Below are 20,766 nucleotides of genomic sequence, written 5' to 3' on the forward strand. Positions count from 1 at the left end.
TGTGGCTCCATTGTTAGTCTGGAGGGCCAGCGTTCATAACTCCTTCATTCATTTTCGATACTCCACAGAAACCGGCGAGTACGAAAGTGTCCCCGCCAAATACACCTCCCATTGTCATTCAGGAGTGGCTCTATGTCCTCAGGTTCACTGCCAACGTTTTCCGCGGATTCTCATGGCCAGCGGCCCCTTTCTCCTAACATGATTCCGATGCTGGCGTCGTTGATTGTTGTCACAGTCGTCTTCACCAGTTGCTCCCGTTCAAGTGCGCAGATCGCGAAGTCGGGACCGACGATGGTTGCAAGACTGACCCCCGAGAACTGGAATGATCTGGTTCCGAGGGGCAAAGAAGTAGATGCGATCTACGGCGATATCGTTCTTCGGAATGAATTGATCACTGCTGTGATTGCAAACCCTGCCAGCACCCGGAACGCAAACATGACCGTGAAATCCGTCGGAGGTTGCCTGATCGATCTCGCAGTGAATGATGCCGCATCAGATCAGCTGAGTGCATTCTATCCCGGACGCAGAGTATTCCGATTCGAGGATGGTGTCAGTGTGGGTTCGCATGGTAAGTCTGTGACGTTGGGGGGAGTCACGGCAACGGCATCGACATCGGAACTTACAATTCAGTCCAGGGGTGGCGGAAGCCAACCTGATTGCGTTGTGAAGTATTCGATTGAAGGCGGTAAGCCGTATGTAAAGATTTCATCGACGTGGACCAATACCTCGGACAAGGAAATCAAACTCACGCTCGAGGATGACCTTCGCGCCGATGGGGGCAAAGAAGACATGCCCAAGGTCCCCAACGGCACACACGAACTTTTCTGGTTTCAGGATATTCACTGGCAGCAGGCCTATGGCGTATCAGCCCCCGGATACACGATTCGCTGCAACAGTAACGCGAGAGAATCTGTATTGTCGTACGAGGCAGTTGATGGTCGCGATATGATCCTTAAGCCAGGTGCATCGTTTGAGTTTGTTCGCCACGTTTATGTAGCGAAAGATCTTCCGTTGGTACTTGCGATGCACGAAGAAGAGTCGGGCCGTGGTGCGAACCATCGAAACGTGACCCTTGTTGTGCAGGATCATCAGGCGAAGCCCGTTACAGGTGCCAGAGTTGAGTTGAAGGTGAATGGACATAGCCGTGGCATCGCGGTGTCCGACCAGGAGGGGAAGATCCAGACTGCGTTGCCGACAGGAGACGGTTTGGCTGAGGTTTCGCTGGCTGGCCTGAACTTCGCGTCTTCGAAGTTCAGGATCGAAGACACAACTTCGAATATTCCAATTAAGCTTGATGAATACACGCCCGGCACAGCAATGATCACGGTGACCGATGCGGAAGGACGTTCCATCCCGGCAAAAGTGGAATTCGACGGAAGCGGAGACACACAAACCCCCAACTGGGGGCCGGAGACTGCCGAGCATTTCGTTCGAAACCTGGCGTACACTCCAGACGGGAAAGTTCAGGCAACTCTGGCGTCCGGTACCTATGACCTCATCATCAGCCATGGACCGGAATACGATGCCGAGTTCACGAAGCTGCAGGTCGATGCGGGCAAGACGTCAGAAGTTCAGGTAAAGCTGTCGCGAGTCGTCAACACGACTGGATGGGTAAGTGCCGATTTTCACAGCCACAGCTCACCATCGGGTGACAACACAGGAAGTCAACTGGGACGTGTTTTAAATCTGGCCGCGGAACACGTGGAATTCGCTCCCTGCACGGAACACAATCGCATCAGTACCTACGTCGATCACATTCAGAGTCAGAATCTTGGTGCATTTCTGTCGACAGTGTCGGGGATGGAACTGACAGGCTCTCCACTGCCACTCAACCATCAGAATGCATTCCCTTTGATTTACAAGCCACGAACGCAGGATGGTGGTGCGCCGACACCAGACGGGAGTCCGGAGACTCAGGTCGAGAGGCTGGCGGCGTGGGATAACAACAGCGAAAAGCTTATTCAGCAGAATCATCCCGACATCGGCTGGTTGTTCTACGACAAGGACGGAAATCAGGAACCGGACACAGGGTACTCTCGTTCATTCGAACACATCAACGTCATGGAGATTCACCCCATCGATCCGATTCTTGATCTCGGTCCGCTGGATAGTCGCAACGGAAAGCCGTTTGGCAATTCCCGAATGTTTAACTGGCTTCAGCTTCTGAATCAGGGGTTTCGTATTTACGGAGTCGTCAACACCGATTCTCATTACAACTTTCATGGTTCAGGTGGCCTGCGACTGTGGCTCAAGTCTTCAACGGACGACCCCGCTGAAATCGACTCGGATGAAATGAAATCCGTTTCCCGCGCTGGAAACATCATCATGTCAAATGGCCCGTTCATCGAGTTCACGCTGGCGGATTCGGCCAAACCAGACGATGTCCGAATCGCAGGTCAGGACCTTGCAGCCTCTTCAGGGAAACTGAACGCAAGAATCAAAGTGCAGACACCAAACTGGTTCGACATCGATACGGTCTTTGTGCTCGTCAACGGACGAAAAAGAGACGACTTGACTTTTACTCGAGACACGCACCCCGACATGTTCACGACCAGCACCGTGAAGTTTGATCAGACCCTCAGCTTCCCGGTGGAATCTGACGCTCATGTCATCGTGGTGACTGGCCATCGCACAGAACTGCTCGGCGACGTTCAGGGCCCAGCATGGGGCGCCCAGCACCCGGCTGCACTGTCGAATCCTGTCTTTGTCGATGTCGACGGTGACGGCTTCAAGGCCAGTAAAGATACCCTCGATCATCCGTTGCCTGTAAAGTTCGTCGCCAAGTAGTCAGCCAGTAAATCGGCCTGATTAGGGGTTCACGGGGCGTTCCCAAAGCCCCGTTCGACTTCACATGTGTACTTTGAAGTCCGGGTTGAAGTGGGTGCGCCGTGCCGTTGTGGAATCTCCTGCACCAACCCTGACCGAAGCAACGGTCAGCAGTCGATCGCTTCGTTCCAAAATCATCGGGGAAACGACCAAATGAAATGTCCGACACTTCTTGCAAGCGTTGTTGCCACGCTCCTGCTGATCAGGACTTCCCCGTTAGAGGCATATCAGCAGACGATTTCCTTGCCGTCATCTCCGGGTTGGTTCTCGCAAATCGTCCCGGACGTCTGGAGGTCTGTGCCAAAAGGAGAATTGGCGCCGGTAGACGGATACTCGTGGTTTCGGGCGATGGTGTACGTGCCTGTGGAATGGAAGGAAGGCACCGTCACATTGTTCGTCGAATCGCTGGACGACGCACGAGCGGCCTACATCAACGGTACTCCTGTAGGAGCAACAGGTACGTTCCCGCCTCAGTTTCGAAGTGGTCTTGGTGAACGGGGGCGTTACTCGATCAGAACCGATCAGTTAAACCCGGGTGCATTGAACACTCTTGCGATTCGTGTCTATCAAAACGACCCCCGTCCAAACTTCAGCGTCGCACCACCAGTGCTGATGAACGAAACTCGAAAAGAAGCAATTCGATTGGAGGGCGCTTGGCAGTACAGGCCCGGTGATGACGATTCCTGGGGGAAGGCCACCCCTGAAATGTTCAACGTTCTGGAATCCGACCTACCATCAGAAACGGACGCCGCTGCAAGGGGCGTCTACCTCCGAATCGATCATGTCAACGACCTCGAACGCTACGTGATGCGACGAAATGGGGACACAGATCCTCTGTCGCCTGCCGAGGCTGAAAAGAGGTTCGTAACTCCGGATGATCTTGAGTTTCAGCTTGTGCTCAGTGATCCGGTGATTGCGCAACCGTTGTTCCTGACCTGGGACGAGCGGAACAGGCTTTGGGTCATGGAGTATCGGCAATACCCGGACGTGGCCGGGGTGCGTATGCTCAGTCGCGATACGTTTCTGCGGTCAGTTTACGACAGCGTACCCGCTGCGCCGCCAAACCATGTTCGTGGTGCCGATCGCATCAGCATTCATGAAGACACCGATGGAGATGGCGTCTACGACCAGCATTCTGTGTTTGTCGATGGATTAAACATTGCTTCGTCTTTTGCCATAGGACGGGGGGGCGTTTTCGTTACCAATCCACCATATCTTCTTTTCTATCCAGATGCTGACCACGATGGCATTCCTGACGGAGATCCTCGTGTGCTTCTTGAAGGATTTGGACTGGAAGACTCTCACTCCGTCATCAACAGCATGCGTTTTGGTCCCGACGGTTGGCTGTATGGCGCGCAGGGAAGTACCGTTTCTGCTGCGGTGAAAAAACCAGGCAGCACCGATCCACCAATTCGAACACTGGGCCAGCAGATCTGGCGATACCATCCGGAAAAGGAGGTCTTTGAGGTTTTCGCAGAGGGTGGTGGCAACACGTTTGGGTGCGAGATCGATTCGAAAGGGCGAGTGTTTTCCGGTCACAATGGCGGTGATACTCGTGGATTCCACTATGTGCAGGGAGGTTATTACAGGAAAGGTTTCGGCAAACACGGTCCGCTGTCGAACCCGTTTGCGTTTGGGTATTTTGAGAATATTAAACACCACAGCGTCGCCCGATTTACCCACAACTTTGTGATCTACGAAGACGACGTTCTGCCGGAGCGATACCATCGCCGGTTGTTCGGTATTGAACCGCTGCAGGGGCAGGTGGTGATGAGCGACGTTCGACAGTACCAGTCGTCGTTTGAAACTGAGGATATCGAACGTGTGGTCAGAACTGACGACCCCTGGTTCCGACCTGTCGACATCAAGGTGGGTCCTGATGGATGCATCTATGTTGCCGACATGTATGAACAGAGGATCGACCATAGTAGCCACTACGCTGGTCGTGTTGATCGAACCACAGGGCGGGTCTACCGTCTGAAGCCACAACATCTCCGTCATGGCCTTCCGGCGACAGCATTCAAAGACGCAACCGCTGCGCAGCTGATCACCGGTTTGGAAAATCCCATTCGTGAGCGACGGCAAACTGCGCTGCGATTGATCGGAGACAGAGCTGATGAAACGTTGCTTCCATCGTTCCGGAAACTGCTGGTAACGGGCGACGGACAAACACAACTGGAAGCCCTGTGGGCGATCTATCAATCCCACGGATTTACTGACGAAGTGGCGATCACGCTCCTGAAACACGAAAACCAGTTTGTGCGTGCCTGGACTGTTCGTCTCCTGTGCGATGATCGAGAGGTTTCGGACCCTGTTGCAGAAAGTCTGATTTCCCTGAGCCGTACGGAACCCTACATTGAGGTTCGAAAACAGCTCGCCAGTTCCGCAAGGCGGCTTCCTCCCGAACATGCGTTGCCGATTCTGGGCGCATTGATTCGTTTTGATCAGGACGCTGCCGATATTCACCAGCCGCTCCTGCTTTGGTGGGCACTGGAAGCTCAGATTGGGCCTGCGTCAGTCGATCAAATTCTTCATGAAATTCTCGCAGACTCAACATCCTGGCAGTTACCGCTGGTGAAGAACGTTCTGCTCGCTCGACTGATGAAACGTTACGCTGTTTCAGGAACTCGCGAAGATTTGCTGCAGGCAGCCACACTATTAAAAGGGGCACCGGACGATGAGTGTGTGGATATTCTGTTAAAAGGATTTGAGGAGGCGTTCCAGGGGAGGTCCCTGGCGACCATTCCCGCCCCACTTGCCAAAGCAATTGCAGCGACGGGGCGCGGGTCCCTGGCCCTTAAGCTGCGACAGGGGCAAACGGAAGCGATCACAGAAGCGTTAAAGAGGATTTCCGACACGAACACAAACAGTTCTGACCGCAGTCAACTGATCGAGATACTGGGGCAAACGGCTCCTGCCGAGTCATTGCGGCCACTGCTGCAGGTGGTCGCGGCTGAAAAAGATGACCGTGTTCTTTCTGCAGCGATTACGGCCTTGCAGTCATTTCATGATCCAGAGGTGGCTGTGTCGGTCGTGCGGCGATTCAATGAATTGTCACAGGATGCTCGACTTGCGGCCGAATCTTTGCTGGCAGCGAGGCCGGAATTTGCCACCGTCGCGCTCAACGCCGTAGATGAAGGACGATTGCCTGCCGACACGTTGTCCGCACAGACACTCAGAAAAATGCTGATGCACAATGATCCCCGAATTCAGCAACTCGTCGAGAAACACTGGGGGAAAGTGTCAGGTGCATCCTCGAATGAGATGCAGGCCGAAGTGAGCCGTATTCGACAGGTGCTGGACACAGGCTCCGGCAACCCCAAATCGGGAAAGAGACTGTTCATGCAGAATTGCGGACGCTGCCATCTTCTCTTTGAAGAAGGAGGCCGAATCGGCCCGGATCTGACACCATTCGCTCGCGATAACACAGAACGCATGCTGATCAACATTGTTAATCCGAGTCTTGAAATTCGTGAAGGCTTCGAGAATCACCTGGTCATTACCAACGATGGACGTATTCTGAATGGATTCCTTGCAGACAAGGACAGTCAGGTCGTAATCCTGAGGGGAGTTGATGGACAGAACGTCGTCATCCCTCAGAATGAGATTGACGAAATGACGGTCGTGCCTCAATCTGTCATGCCGGAAGGCAGTCTCAAATTACTGGACAACCAGCAGCTACGTGACTTGTTCGCCTATCTGCGAAGTTCGCAACCTGTGAACTATTAAGAGATGGCGTTCTGCACAAGCGCAGGACGTCCGCATTCCCTCGCAGACACGGCGGCATTCTTTGTAAACGCCGCAAGCTAACCTAACATCCTGTCGAAAAACGGGACTGGCTCAAGCAGGAGACCTTAAAACACGATTGTTTCCAGTCGTCCAGCGTGCCTGTCCCGGCTTTTCAACGGACAGCTAACAGCCCTGTCGAAACATGGGACTGGCTCGAACCGGAGGCCTCAAAACACCACAATTTACCGCCACCCAGCGTGCCTGTCGCGATTTCAAAGGACAGCTAAGCTAAGCATCCTCAGCAGACCGTGAGTCTAAGGATCGTTCGAGTAAAGGTCCGAACCAGGATGAATAACGACCACCGCGGAGACTGCCGGGAACGACGAGCGATGCGTTTGCGTTTTGCAGAGTCGCGTCATTCCAAAGTCCACCATCAATCACTGCGTCATCCAGGAAAACGCGTTTCAGTCGTTGAACCCTGAGAAAGCCTGTGGCCTCCCATAGAACGTCTCCTGTGTCCATTGCGGAAACAAGGACGGTTCGAACCTCGGACGGTGCTTTATCTTGCTCTGGACTCGAAAAACCCACCAGCCAAAGATCGACATTCTCGTAACAGGCTCCGCTCGTCTCAATGGATGCTTTCGCGCTGACAGTAACACCCTGGTAGCAAAAGCACAGTCGTTCTGTGGGCTTCATATGCAGCAACACAGATCGCAAGACTCCATACGTCAGTTCTTCATTCAGATCCCGGTTCGATCGGCTTTGCAGCAAACGCCTGTACTGCTCGCTGAAAATGGAATCCGTTTCCCGGGGAGTCCGCCGGAAATAGCCAGCTGTTTCGCGCGCCAGCCTTTCAACTTCGGTGTGTTCACAGAGCGTTAAACCAGCGGTCTTAGCCAGTTGCTGCAGGAACATCTCGGTGATCTCCGAAGCCGGATCAATGTCCGGTGGCTCAAACGTCGAACGAGGCAGCCAGTCTTTGTCGGTGCAGGCGATTCTCTTTCGTGTTTCATCATCAACCCTTCCGATCAGTGGGCTTGTCGCGAGAAAATTCCGACATTGCTCAGAATCCCATCCGCAACAGGCCGTAATAAAACCGCTCAGCGAATAAATCGCTTTGGACGCTTCCTCCTGAGAAACATTCAAACGCTTGTCTGCGTTCTGATGGCCTGTTGGTTTCAGTTTGATGTCGAATCGAGACTCAAAGTCACTCCTCCAGTCCTGCGCGAGTTCACGCGTTGCTCCGTGGATGTGTCTTTCAAAGAACGTTTCCAACTGGGTCGCAAGGTTCTCTCGTTGATCACGGGACAGCAGCGTGGGATCGGGAAGTCGCATCCCGGTTGATCGGTGATTCGCCAGACACCGGTAGAGATAAATGCGATCATACTCGTTTCGAAGGGGTAGCGCAGTGATGGCTCGAAGTCCCTCGCTCAGACTATCGCGTGAGACTGGAAATCTGGAGACCAGTTCCACAAGTTCTGTGCCGGCAATCCACGCATAATCACGCTGTCGAAACCCGGGGCCGTAAACAGATGCAACTTCAACTCCGACAACTGTCACAAGATCATGCAGGACAGCGATCGCCTGTTTTTCCACCATATTCTCTACGAACTTTGACGCACCTCGTTTGCCCACTTCTGTCGCCAGCCACCATGCGCCCAAAGTGACCGGATTGGTGGCACTCGCAAGGCGACCTGCGTACAGGCCTCTGGTCAGGTAGGTCAGCCATGGCGCGGCTTTCTTATACGTACCGTAGCCGGAGGCTGCCTTTTGAAAGTAGCTGTACAATGATTTGAAGTTGGATCGCTGCACCCCCAAAGGCAACTGTTCCAGAAGGACAAGCGCATGCAGGCAGATTCGGCTGGAAGCGCGTGCCAACTGTTCGAAACTGGTTTCCAGAAGAGGATGCTGACTATCGGGGGAGTAGACCCTGGCGATGCTTTTCACGAGTGCATGAAGTTCCGTCCGGATCGCCTCGGTATCCAACCCACCGTCGACCCAGTATCCATTGATACGAATCTTCTCATAAACCCGTTCTGCCTCGGCTTCAAGAATTCGATTGACCTGTTTGTCTTTCTCAGAAAGCTGGCTGATCGAAGCCATATCTGCTTCCGAAAATACCTGCTCGCTCTTGTCAGGGTATTCCATGATCTCCTGAAACCGCGCCATACGCGTCGCCAGATCTCTTTCCCGCTCGGCTAGTCGGTCTGAGAGCTGGTTGAATCCATCCGCGGTACTTGCACGCAGCACTTCGAATTCTTCTCGTTCGCGTAGAAGTGCATTCCTGACGGAATCGAGGCTGGTTGCCTGGTCATCTGTCGTTCCCTGCCTGTTAGCTGATCCCCTGAGAAGGATCACAATCATTGCCAGACTGATGAAAAGTGCGACGGATCCCCAGCCAAAGACAGTTCCATCACCCGACTGAAAAAGCACCACCGCGACGATCACGTGACAAAGGATGCAGACGGAAACAGCCACTAGTCTTGTGTTGGTGGGCACGTTTGGCTCCTGGTTCCGTCATGAATCGTGGACATAGCGTTTGACGTTTTCAAAGAGCAGCAGCTCTAACGTTAAACACCGGCAAGGATACTGAAGCAGTGACTTCGGTCTGGACGGGTTGCGAAATTATCGAACACAGCCTTCGATTGCCGACGGTGGTACTACTTCAATTCGATCTCGTCTGCTTGTTTTGGTTGAGATTCCGAAGGACGAACATCACGCTGCAGATCGTAGATCACCACGGGTTCTGCTTTGAAGTTCGCTGCGGGGTATTTTTCCCTGGCCTTTTGTAGTGCTTTTCCCCGAGCGGTGTCATCGACTTTGTATCGCGAATGCAGATCCTTGTGTTTCTGAGCGAGCTCGATTTCGCCGATCTCGCGATAAAGGCTGGCGAGATTGTAATGAGCGTCAACGTTTTCAGAATCTATGGAAAGCGTCCGATGAAAGATCTGAATGGCCTCTCTCATCCTTTCGGCACGCTCTTCTTTGCGAGCATCACCTCGAATCTGCAGCGCGCGATCGAAGATTGTCTGGCCTAAGAGATTGTTAACAACGTAGTCGCGGCTGAAGTCAAATTTTCGTCGGACTGTCTCCTCGGTTTTGTATTCCAGCACCTGTCGGAAATTGTCTTCAGCCTCCTTCAGGTAACCCTGTTGTCGATTCACGACTCCGCTGAGCCAGGCAAGGGTCCACGGTGGAGCTGGTGGATCGGTGTAAGTTGCGGCTCGCTTCACAGCTTCAACAGCTTCATCCAGTTGTCCGTGTCCGGCTTCTTCGAACAACACACGGGCCAGATTTAAAGGTCCGTCGTAGCGTCCCAGCTGCTCAACATGCCGAAACGCATCGGCCGCCTGTTTGAGTTCCGCTTTCCCCTTCAATAGCAGGCCGATGCCGTAGTCGTTCCATCGCTGCCATTCGGGAATCGTGGAGGGAGCATTCTCGACGTCAATGCCACTTCCGTGTACAGGAAATGTCATCTCGTCTTCGGCCAGCAATGTAATAGGAAGTTCATTTCGATACGCCTGCCCGGCTTGATGCCCTCGAATTGGACTTCCCATCTCCGCCAGTTTCCTGTCAACGTATTCCATGTAGATCGAGTCGAACTTCCGATACAGAAGCCGCGCCTTGACCGTGACGGGATGCGCTACGTCGTGCGGGACGGTAAATCGATAGTGAGCGGTCTGCCCTGCACCAGGAGGAATCTGGTTGGTGTAGAGTGGGATAAAGATATCCTGAGCATTTCTCCGGTCGATGCGATTACCATCTTTATCCAGCATGAAATTGTTGACGAAATGTGCGTACGGATCGACGCTGTTGTCTTCCAGCAGTTTTCCACTTTCTCCCAATGTTTGGCCGTCACTGGTCATGGTCAGATGCAGCCAGATCTCGTTGGAGTCCGTCGTCCCCTGCGTAAAATGGTGCCCCATTTTCAATGTTCTGATCACTGCCTCCAGCAGGTAGGTCTGGCCGGGTTTCAATGGCGGGACTTGTGGCCGCAATGGAGCTGTCAGCGGTGCTTCGACCGAAGGACCTTCCCGCAAGCCAAACAGATCGACCCGCATGACGCCCTGAAGATAGTCCTGATGAGCCTTGATAACCTCCGGCTGGTCTCTGAGCCAGGCAACAGCAGTGTTCGCGGACGGAAACAAATGGTTGTGGACCTTGAGCTGCCCGGATTCATCCACGACCTTCGCACCAAAGTCACTGGATTCGCCGACGGGCATGTGACATTCGTTGCAATTGTTCTGTGCAGTCGGCGGGTAGTAGAAGCTCCTTGAACCATGTCCGGATACTCCGCTCAATAGCCATGAGTCATAATGATTCTGTCCGCGCAGAAAGTCACGATAGTGGTTCAGTGCAAATGGCAAATGCACTTTGTGACAGGCGCCGCAGTATTCGGATGTCTTGTGAAGCGGCTTCAGGAATGTCTTCTTATGGAATGACGGTTTTGCTTTGACAAGCTGATTGTTCACCCATTGAAGTACCGGGTTCTCGCTGAATGCGAATGGGTAATGTTGAGGCTCTTCAATCGTGAAGTCAGCGTTACCAACATTGCTGTTGACATGAGTAATTGCGTGGCAAACGGTGCAGGTGATGCCGGACTTCGCCGTTTCGTGGTTCAGCATATCGAAGTTGGGATCGTCGAATGCTCCGCTGAAGAATGGCACAGGATCATGACATCCGGCGCAAAATCGTGATCCCTGAACATTTCCATCTCGCTGCATCCCGACTTCACGAGTTTCAGCAACCGATGCGAGATAAGCCGGGTTGTTGAAAGAACTGAACTTGTGAACGCTGTTCGCCCACTGGTCATGAGCGTCCTGATGGCACTTCATGCAGTAGTCATTCATATCCAGCGTCTTTGCCGGAATGAATTTGCCGGTCGCGGTCCGTGCGAGTGACGGTTCAAAGTACCTGGTACCTGTCTCTGGTCCGACAACATTCCAGTCGCGAGGATCCTGCGACTGCAGAATCACCATCCCTATGGCCGCGGCCCCGGCCAGACTGGCGAGCGCCAGTCCCGACTTCCATCGCATTCGCGGGCCGACAAGGCGATGCAGCCAGTAAAGCCATCCTGCCAGAACCGGACACGCCACATGCATCCAGTACACAGCATTTCGAGCTGTTGGATGTTTCAGGTCAAATACTCCGTCGATACGAAGGAGCAGAAATCCGGAAAGGAGCACGAGAAGACAAACGGCGAACAAGGCATACCCAATGCGAACCGTCCGACGAATCTTCCGATCCTTCGTATTCTGCATGTGGATGATGCCGAAGACCAGAAATGGTCCGACGATGCATAGACCGAGGACAATATGAACCAACAACATCAAAACGTAAAAGTAGTCCTGATATGTTTGACTGGTCCACCACTCCAGACAGGTCACCCCCGCAAGGTACGTGCTGTTTGCGCCGATCAACGCCAGCAGAGCCATCATCACGTAGAACAGAACTCGCAACCGAGGCCCGATTGCCGTTTTGACAACTCGCCTGGGAATGACCGCGCTGGACGCAGTGCCCTCTTCAGAGTCTGATGGAATGACAGCCATGGTTGTCTCAGTTTATCTGCGTCATGGATTGGTAATACAAGTATGAAGAATCATCACTTCTCGGCCCCCCGCTGGGCGACCGTCTGCCGCCTCACTCGGAATCATCTGCAACCGGCGCAAAAGTCGGGGCAACTGCCTGCGGTACATCACTGTACGTTCGAAAGTTGCCCCTTGTTTGCTGATTCACTCGCGGAACGGGTCATCAGACTTCAGGATATAACGGTAGTGAAACGCCGAAGAGCCTCTTCTACGTTAGCTCGGCTATTGAACGCGCTCAGGCGAAAATAGCCCTCTCCTGCAGCCCCGAATCCGCTTCCCGGCGTTCCTACCAGATGTCCCTTCTGCAACAACTTGTCAAAGAAGTCCCAGCTTGACAATCCGTCGGGAGTCTTGAGCCAGACGTAAGGGGCGTTAACTCCACCAAAAACGCGAATTCCCAGCGACTCAAGTCCATCGCGAAGCAACCTGGCATTGGTCATATAGAAATCAATCAGACCCTTCATCTGTTGACGGCCTTCATCGGAATAAGCCGCTGCCGCCCCTTTTTGAACAATGTAGCTCGCACCGTTGAATTTGGTCGAATGCCGTCGACTCCAGAGTTGATGGAGTGAAACTTCTGTACCGTCTGATGTTGTGGCAGTCAGTTGCTTCGGGATCACGGTCATGGCACATCGAACACCCGTGAAACCAATGTTCTTGCTGAAGCTGCGAAATTCAATCGCGCAATCCTTCGCACCTTCGATTTCAAAAATGCTGTGGGGAATCTCCGGGTCGGAGATGAAAGCTTCGTAGGCTGCGTCGAAGAGAATCAGAGATTTGTTCTCTCGCGCATAATCCACCCACCGCTGGAGCGATTCCTTGGTCGCCACCGTTCCTGTTGGATTATTCGGATAACACAGGTAGATGATGTCAACCTTTTCCGACGGCAGATCCGGGACGAAGTTGTTGTCTTCTGTCCCCGGCAGGTAAACGAGTCCCTCGTACCGACCGCTGGCGTCTGCATCACCCGTATGCCCTGCCATGACGTTGGTGTCGACGTAAACCGGATAGACCGGGTCTGCGACGGCAATTCGGTTATCCGGGCCGAGGATGTCCAGAACGTTGCCGGTATCACACTTCGAGCCGTCGGAGATAAAGATTTCCTCCGGCGTGATATCCACACCGCGAGCCTGAAAGTCGGATGCAGCGATTGGTTCACGGAGAAATGAATAGCCCTGTTCCGGACCGTAACCATGGAACGTGTCGCGGTTGGCCATTTCGTCCACGGCGTCGTGCATGGCTTGCACGATCGCTTGTGGCAGGGGCTCTGTAACGTCTCCAATACCGAGCCGAATGACCCTGGCGTCGGGGTTGCTTTTGGTGAACGCCGTGACACGCCGACCAATCTCAGGAAACAGGTAACCAGCCTTCAGCTTCAGGTAGTTCTCGTTAATTTGAAACATGAACCGTCGTTCTCACGTTTGTCGCCAATGAAACAATGCGCTGCTGCGCTTAATGCAATACGGGGTCGCATTGCCAGTCAGCGGCAAATCTTGTGGAGATCCGAAGCAGATTTCCACCCGAGTACGCAAGATTGGTGCAATTCCATCAACAAGGAATCACACGAGTGCGATTCGCTGGTTTCTAGCGGCCGACCAGCATTCCGAGGTATTCCTTGCCCATGGCGGTGTTGGCCGCCAGTGCATCCGCGGACGGAATCAGCATCAGGAGAACTTCTCCTGTTGTTGGAGGGTTGATGTCGGGAGACTTTCGGAAATCTGCCGGTAATGGCTGCGGATTGAAGTTGTTCCGGCGGGCCAGCCTGAGTGCGCGAGGCAGGTGCCATGCGGACGTCAGGATCCCGATTCTCTTGTCCGACGTACCAAACCGTTCCCCAAGTGTCTTCATTTCTTCCGATGTATTCCGACCACCAAGCTTTTCGATCGCAGATTCAGGGACTCCAAGTTTCTGAAGCACTTCTGCTGAAACATCGGATGGATCGACCCCTGAGGAATTCATGGATTCGATTCGCTTACCCGTGCAGATGAAGTTCTCTGTAATTCCCTGATGAAACAGCTGCGCTGCGAGAATCAATCGGTCACCTGAAGAGTTGCCCTGCATCCGGTTGTTACCGCCGATGGAACCTCCGCCCCCCAGCACGACGACAACGTGGAAAGGCTCTTCTTCCAGCGGGCTGATCGCAAGGAATGGCGATTCCAGAGAGTCGGCCACCCAGCCGGCGACAAATCCGCTTCCCGCGAATGTGACTGCCAGCCAGATCATAAAAATAAACATTGCTGATGCTTTTTCCCGGCGGGCGATTGCCACCGCACAGGCGAACAACAGGAGCATCCAGATGATCCCAACCGGCATTGCAATTGCCGTCGCAACTTTCTCGGCCGCCATTCGGCCTAGACTAATCCAGATGGTTGCCAGACTGACGCTCGTGATCACCACAAATCGGATTGCAATTGCATGAAGAGAAACGGAGTGCATAGTTTGCAACTTTGCTGCAGTGATCAACGCATGGCATGCGCTACTGCAATGGGAAAGCTTCAGCGAGGGATGGTGTAGGCGGTATTCCGCTTTTCGATGAGAACAAGGGTCGTGCACCGTTCGTTGACGGAATGTTGGACCGTATTCTCCTGTTGTCCCCATCGCACTTCAATGCCGACCACCTCATTTTCCGGTTTCCCGCTTTCGCTCCGAAACACAAACACAGACTGAAATTCGTTGCTTGCCTGATACCCCGAACCTGCCTGGACCTGACGGAATTCAGATTCATCGGAATGCGTACCAGACAACGAAATCAATGTGCCGACGGCATCCCTGGAGACTGAGGTGCCAACCACCTTTACCGCAACGCTGTTGACACGATCCTTGATTTGCAGCCCCGAGATGTTCTCCAGCAGTGCGTATCCTGAGTTCAGGTGAGAAACTGCCAGGTCCTCTGCACCATCACGATTCCAGTCCAGCCGAGCCACAGCCCGGCCAAGCCATTCCTGCTGGAAGTAGTCAGAGTCTGCGTTTTCTGCACGTACTTCAGAAAAACGCCGGGAGCCTTCGTTCAGAAAGAGCTGCGGACGCATCGCCCACGGTATCCCGCGATCCCTGAAATCGTCCACATGACCATTGGCCACAAACAAATCCAGCCGACCATCCAGGTTAGCATCGATGGCCTGAGTTCCAAACCCAAGCGACTGAATACTCGCCGGACCAAGGTTGGAATGGACGGAATGGTCAAGGAAAACGGACGTCCTGCCAGTCGGTTGATAGAACGTGTTTGATTCCTCGTAAAAGTTGGTCACGAAGATCTCAAAGAATGTATCCCTGTCAAAATCCGCAACGGCCACTCCCATACACGCTTCGGTTCTGCCGGTCTTATCAAGAGCAACTCCGAGCGGAAGCGCAGCCTCACGAAATTGAGGGCCGGTGTCTCCTTCAGAAACGCCGGCGGGCTTCTCCACTTCATTGAGAAACAGAAAATTGGGCGTACCATCGTTCGCAATGAAGAGGTCTGCGTGTAAGTCGTTGTTGAGATCACCAACGATCAGACCAAGTCCCTTTCCTTCATAGCCGGCAAAGCCCATGGCAGCTGTTCCATCAACGAATGAACCGTCGCCCTGATTCACGAAGATTTGATTCTGGCTGCCCGGAAATGCCTGCGGTGCGCAGGAGTCACGTGGTCCGGATTCATCCCTGCAAATCCGTGTCAGATAGTCGCCCTCGACGTAGCTGATTGCGATCAGGTCCGGCAGACCATCTTCGGTGATATCGGCGATGCCGCAGGAGGTTGACCAGCGTTCTGCATCGCCATTGACCTGTTCGGAGACGTTCGTGAATGTGCCATCACCGTTGTTAAGCATGAGTCGGTTGCGACCAATATTTCCGATGAACAGATCAGGGAATCCGTCGTTGTTCCAGTCACCAGCCGCAACACCCTGACTATAGTCCGCCAGCACATGATTCAGCGCGACGTCCGACACATCAAGGAATTGGTGGCCTCTCACGTTGCGGAATACCCCCTCGTTTGGCACGATCTCCCGACGATGTTCGCTGTCAACTGAATTCAGATAAGTCCCCTGCGCACAGAATATGTCCGGCCACGAATCACCATCCAGATCGATGACACCTACGCCACCGCCAGTGAAGTCATATGCCCATTGTTGCCCCGTAATTCCGGTTGAAGTACCGTTATTGAATTCGAACTCGAAACCTGATGCCTCGGCAATATTCCGGAACATCCTGTTCGTTGTCCAGGCAGGTGATTCATCCGAAGCCACATCGACGTGCGATTGACTGTTGGTTTTGCGGAAGAGATCTGCCACGACATGGCTCAGGTCTTTCGTAACGATTGCCCGTTGTGCCGTTTCACTCAGTTTTGGCAGTTCACACCGCTTCTCTGTCGGCGGTAGACGCGTTCTGCGTTCCTCTGCTCTGCTATCAGGTTGAGACTCGGTAATTCCACGTGTCTGCTGACGATTGGCAATGAGAGTTTGCCATGCTTCTGCTTCAATGGCTAATCCCAGCGAGGTCGCAAGGTCCTGCCCCTCGCGCAATGTATCGATCGTAACGACAGACTCATCCCCTGCAGTGGCCGCATGGTCCAGCAGTTTTTGGTAACGCTGCAATTGCTGAGCTCGCAACAGGAAAAGCTCCGCGTCTGTTCCCAGTTGCATCAGCTGGAGACAAATCCCAAATCCATAGTTCGCCTGAATAGAAGCCGGAGTCAATTCCAGCGCAGAGAAAAAACAGGATGCCGCGAGCCGGGGCTCATTCTGCTGCCGAGCGTACTCGCCCGCGACCAACCAGAACCCTGGGTGAGCTTCAGCCCCGCCGGGCTTGATGTCAAACCAGGTCCTAAGTTCTCCGGACGAGTCTTCCAGAAGAAGCAGGTTGCCGAGTTGTACCCACGCATCGACGGATTCGGGATCCTTTTGACATGCCGTTCTTAAAAGAGCCTCCGCGTTCCGGAAATCCTTTCGGAGCAGGAGTGGCTTTGCTTCAGCCAGCCATAGTCCGCCGCATGTCGGGTCGGATTTCTGCAATATCTGAATCAACGCAGTTGCCGGAAAGGCGAGATCACCCTGAATGACGGCGATCAGCCGACTCAAATCCCCAGGAGCCTCATGAAGCGCGGAAATCTGCAGGACAGCTGATTCGTGATCGCGTCCCTGCAACTGTAGCGTGAACAGCAATCGATCCCTGGCAAAGGTACTGGAATCATCAGACTCAAAAGCCGACCGGAAGCACTGTTCAGAGCGTTTGACCTCGCCCTTCCAGTCGAGCAGCAGATTTCCTGCCATCATCATCGCGTTGGAGTATTGTGGGGATCCGGGAGCGACGCGAAGACAGTAGTCCACTGCGGTCTGGTAGTTCCCCAACTCCGCACTGGCAACAGCAGCGTGAAAAAGAGTCTCGGAGTGATCGGGATGTAAGGCAAGGATGGCGGAGGCCAACGCGTCCGCATCACGGAATCGCCCGTCGGACATTGCGATCCGGAGGTCCGGCAAGGCGTTGCCGATAGTGGCAGCCGCAGAAGCATTGTTCGCGCGAGGCTCTTGATCGTTCCCGGTATTACAACCCGGAACACAAGCAAGCAGCAGACTGAAAAGCAAAGTGAAATTCAGCAGGCGAGAGAGCATCAGTGCGTTAATGATCGCGAAAGTAAAACGCCCTCTGGCGAAAGCGTCAGAGGGCGTGATGTTAACTAAGCACCATCTTTTCCCATGCTTGGATCGTCGAAGCCAACCCCGCCATTGGGGTCGTCGTCTCCGCCGGGTGCACCCGGTGGCGGAGGTGGTGGTGGTGCACCATTCGGGACTGCACTTCCTCCACAGCCAACAATATTGGCCGTGATCATCAGCAACATTGCGAAAACCACAATTCTCATTGGACCTTCCTTCGCGAACAAAAAATCGACCGTTTTGGCACCGGACTGAACCAACCGCTGATATCACGATGAATCATCGTCGATCGTTCATCTGCAGTATTGACTTCAGTTGCTCGCTCGCCGCTCCGGCTCGATCAAAATGCGGGTCAAGCCGCAGGCATTGTGCATAGCCAGCCATCGCCTTGTCAAACTCTCCGATGGCTCTGTTTGTTTCTCCCAGGTAAAACCACGCCTCGGCATGCGCAGGCTGCATTATCACACATTCCTGCAGACCCTCCAATGCTGTACTGAGTTCGTTGTCCCGAAATGCCTCAACTGACCGCAAGTATCGGACTCGCTCCTGGTGCAAAGCCTGTTGCTCAACATTATTCGCGTAAGAATCAGCCAGCAACTGATGCAAATCCACTGATGGCTTCATGGCAAGAGCACGTTCCCAGATCTGCCGCGCTTTTTCCTCTCGACCTTCCTGCTGCAGAATCAACCCTTCGAGTTCCAGAATGTCGGTCCCGTCGTTCGAATTCTTTCGAATCTCGCTAATCAGGCTGCGCGTGGCCTGCAGGTTGCCGAGTCCAAATTCAACATGAGCTGCTGCCAGAAAAACCGACCGATAGTTCCATAATTCATTTCGTCGAATGATCCGAAGGGCTTGAGCCAGTGCTGCTTGTCGCTCCTGAAGCGTGCCGGTATTTTTGAGCTGCATAGCCTGTGAAAGAACGGCCGAAACTCCGTGCCTGGCAGCGAACATCGTGATGAAGCTCTGTCCATATTCCAGCACCAGCATGTAAGTGGCGCGTTGCTCGCGGGACGCCCATTCCTCAACAGCTGCGGGATCATTTCTCAAACGTGCCAACTGAAGCTGAAGCTGTGTCAACTTGAGAGAATTCGGATATGCGGCGAGTTGTTCCTGCAACAGTGTGGATGCTTCATCGAGACGATCAGTTCGCAACAGAATTCGTATCAGCTGATAGGTGGCTGCTGCCGAATTCGGAGTTTTCCGGAATGATTTTTCTGCATCCGCCTCGTTACCATCTCTTAAGTGACAGCGACCGATCTGGTACCAGCAAGTTTCCGCCAGTTGCGGGTCGGCCCGTCGAATGGTGGCTTTGAATGCTTCAACAGCCTCAGCGGTCTTGCCAACTCTTTCCAGACAAAATGCCTTCCCGTACATCGCCTGATCATCGTCCGGAGCCATTCCGGCGGCGTGATCGAAGCAACGCTCTGCTGCAAGATAGAACCCCGTCCCCAGATAGGATTCGGCAAGGTAACGCCAGTCTTCGCTGCTGCCTTCAATGGCTCTGAGACGCAGGTTCTGGATTTCGTCGGCGGCGTCATCATCAAGTTTGTTGAGATTCGGAACCGGAGGCACTGACATCCTGAGTCTTCGGACAACAACCACGGAAGTAGCAACGGATTCCAGGAGGATCACGGCCAGCAACAGTTTGAATGCTGTTTTCATTTTGTCAGCACCACCTTCCCTGTCGCGTTCGGGACACCCTGGTTCTGCCAGATCGTGACCCGACCAATGCGATCATAGGGACCGCGGATATGCAGACCTCCCGCGACAATGTCGTTAATCCCGTCTCCCGAAATGTCACCGATGGAGACTGTGACCAGATGGGTCGGAGCGCTGGCCACCTGCCATGTCGTGAAATTCTGCTGACCATCATTCTCGAGCCAGACCAGGCTGGCACGATCTGATGCATCCCAGACATTAGCCATGCTGACCAGGGCAACATCGTTGTCACCATCCCCGTCCAGATCACCCACATCGGCGGCGTAGGTTCCGCCGAGCGTCGCAATTCTCCGGCTTTCGAAATTCCAGTCTCCCTTGTTCTCCAGCCAGAAGCAACCGTGGTAAGGCTGGGGAAAGGGATCGAAATCTTCAAGGTTGTCACCAGCAGGAAGTAGCAGGTCCATGTCGCCATCCTGATCCAGATCGGACTTGACCAGACCGGCGCTCCCGAGGTCAAAATTCCAGGTAAACCAGATTTTTCTCGCTTTGAACTGCCCGGTGCCCGTGTTCTCGAACCCCCAGATTTCTTCTTCATCCTGTGAAATCACGGCGGCAAAATCGAGATCGCCGTCGCCATCAAAATCTGCCGCAGGCACATGAATGACGCCCGGAGCCGTCAGCAGTTCGTGCCGGACAAAATGGAGCTCGCCCCGGTTCTCAAGCCACAGAACTTGACCTCGGTTGTACCCGAACACTGCAACAGCGAAATCGATGTCACCGTCTCCGTCAAAATCCCCCGGCTGTACATCGGCGACTCTTCGCACATCGTCCAGGATGACATGCGGTTGAAAACTTCCTGAATCGTTGACCAGCAGGATCACCTTGCCAATAACGTCGTCGTCCGGTTCGATGTTGCCGAGAACCGCCACCGCGATATCCGGATCAAGATCGCCATCGATGTCGCACAATGTTGCATGGGCGGGAGCGATGACATCTTCGAGTATTGTCTGTTCATTCCATAAGCCCGATGCATACTGCATAACAGAGACAGTATTGCGACCTGCATCACAGACGATAATCCCGTTCCCGCTGGTGCCTGATGTGCCGGTCAGCCCGGTCACTGGCTGCACATCGACATGACAGATTCTCGGATGCCCGACCGGAGCGGATGGAATCACCTGCCGGAACGCCAGCTTCGATGTTGGAAACTGTGAGCCATCCACCGGCATTTCCACCTGAAGTTCTGTCGCAGGGACCAGCGGTAATAGCAGGTAAGTACAGATGGGTATTGCCATCGCTGTAATCACCAGAAGAATGAGCTTCCACTGAGGTTTCAT

The 20,766-nt window shown here is 53.7% G+C and carries 10 protein-coding genes; 2 read left to right on the plus strand and 8 right to left on the minus strand.

The genetic code is table 11. The features are described from left to right. Nucleotides 1–132 precede the first annotated feature (132 nt). Nucleotides 133–2,787 carry a CehA/McbA family metallohydrolase gene (locus tag R3C20_07235; protein MEZ6040282.1) on the plus strand — a complete coding sequence of 885 codons (2,655 nt, stop codon included), beginning with the start codon at nt 133–135 and terminating at the stop codon, nt 2,785–2,787. Between the two features lie 192 nt (nt 2,788–2,979). Beyond that, nucleotides 2,980–6,555: a c-type cytochrome gene (locus R3C20_07240; protein ID MEZ6040283.1), complete on the plus strand. Its 3,576-nt coding sequence runs from the start codon at nt 2,980–2,982 to the stop codon at nt 6,553–6,555. A 288-nt stretch (nt 6,556–6,843) separates the two neighbouring features. On the opposite strand, the gene R3C20_07245 is transcribed toward R3C20_07240, so the two are convergent. The 8 genes from R3C20_07245 to R3C20_07280 all read right to left on the minus strand — a co-directional run bounded on the left by R3C20_07245 (nt 6,844) and on the right by R3C20_07280 (nt 20,766). After that, complete coding sequence (locus R3C20_07245) at nt 6,844–9,054, minus strand: hypothetical protein (GenBank protein MEZ6040284.1); 2,211 nt, start codon at nt 9,052–9,054, stop codon at nt 6,844–6,846. Nucleotides 9,055–9,215: 161 nt separating this feature from the next. Continuing rightward, entirely contained in the window at nt 9,216–12,104 is a 2,889-nt protein-coding gene (locus R3C20_07250; GenBank protein MEZ6040285.1) for a multiheme c-type cytochrome, read from the minus strand. Between the two features lie 209 nt (nt 12,105–12,313). Beyond that, nucleotides 12,314–13,546, minus strand: coding sequence for an LL-diaminopimelate aminotransferase (locus R3C20_07255; protein MEZ6040286.1), 1,233 nt, complete (start codon nt 13,544–13,546; stop codon nt 12,314–12,316). A 181-nt stretch (nt 13,547–13,727) separates the two neighbouring features. Next, nucleotides 13,728–14,579, minus strand: a complete 852-nt coding sequence (locus tag R3C20_07260; GenBank protein MEZ6040287.1) for an ElyC/SanA/YdcF family protein — start codon at nt 14,577–14,579, stop codon at nt 13,728–13,730. 59 nt (nt 14,580–14,638) lie between these two features. Then, nucleotides 14,639–17,728 carry an FG-GAP-like repeat-containing protein gene (locus R3C20_07265; GenBank protein ID MEZ6040288.1) on the minus strand — a complete coding sequence of 1,030 codons (3,090 nt, stop codon included), beginning with the start codon at nt 17,726–17,728 and terminating at the stop codon, nt 14,639–14,641. A gap of 65 nt (nt 17,729–17,793) precedes the next feature. Continuing rightward, nucleotides 17,794–17,976 (minus strand): hypothetical protein, encoded by a 183-nt coding sequence (locus R3C20_07270; GenBank protein ID MEZ6040289.1) that lies wholly within the window; start codon nt 17,974–17,976, stop codon nt 17,794–17,796. Between the two features lie 73 nt (nt 17,977–18,049). Next, nucleotides 18,050–19,432 (minus strand): tetratricopeptide repeat protein, encoded by a 1,383-nt coding sequence (locus R3C20_07275; GenBank protein MEZ6040290.1) that lies wholly within the window; start codon nt 19,430–19,432, stop codon nt 18,050–18,052. Beyond that, nucleotides 19,429–20,766, minus strand: coding sequence for a VCBS repeat-containing protein (locus R3C20_07280; GenBank protein MEZ6040291.1), 1,338 nt, complete (start codon nt 20,764–20,766; stop codon nt 19,429–19,431). The genes R3C20_07275 and R3C20_07280 overlap by 4 nt, the downstream gene beginning before the upstream one ends.

Source organism: Planctomycetaceae bacterium (genome assembly GCA_041398825.1).
Lineage (GTDB): Bacteria > Planctomycetota > Planctomycetia > Planctomycetales > Planctomycetaceae > F1-80-MAGs062.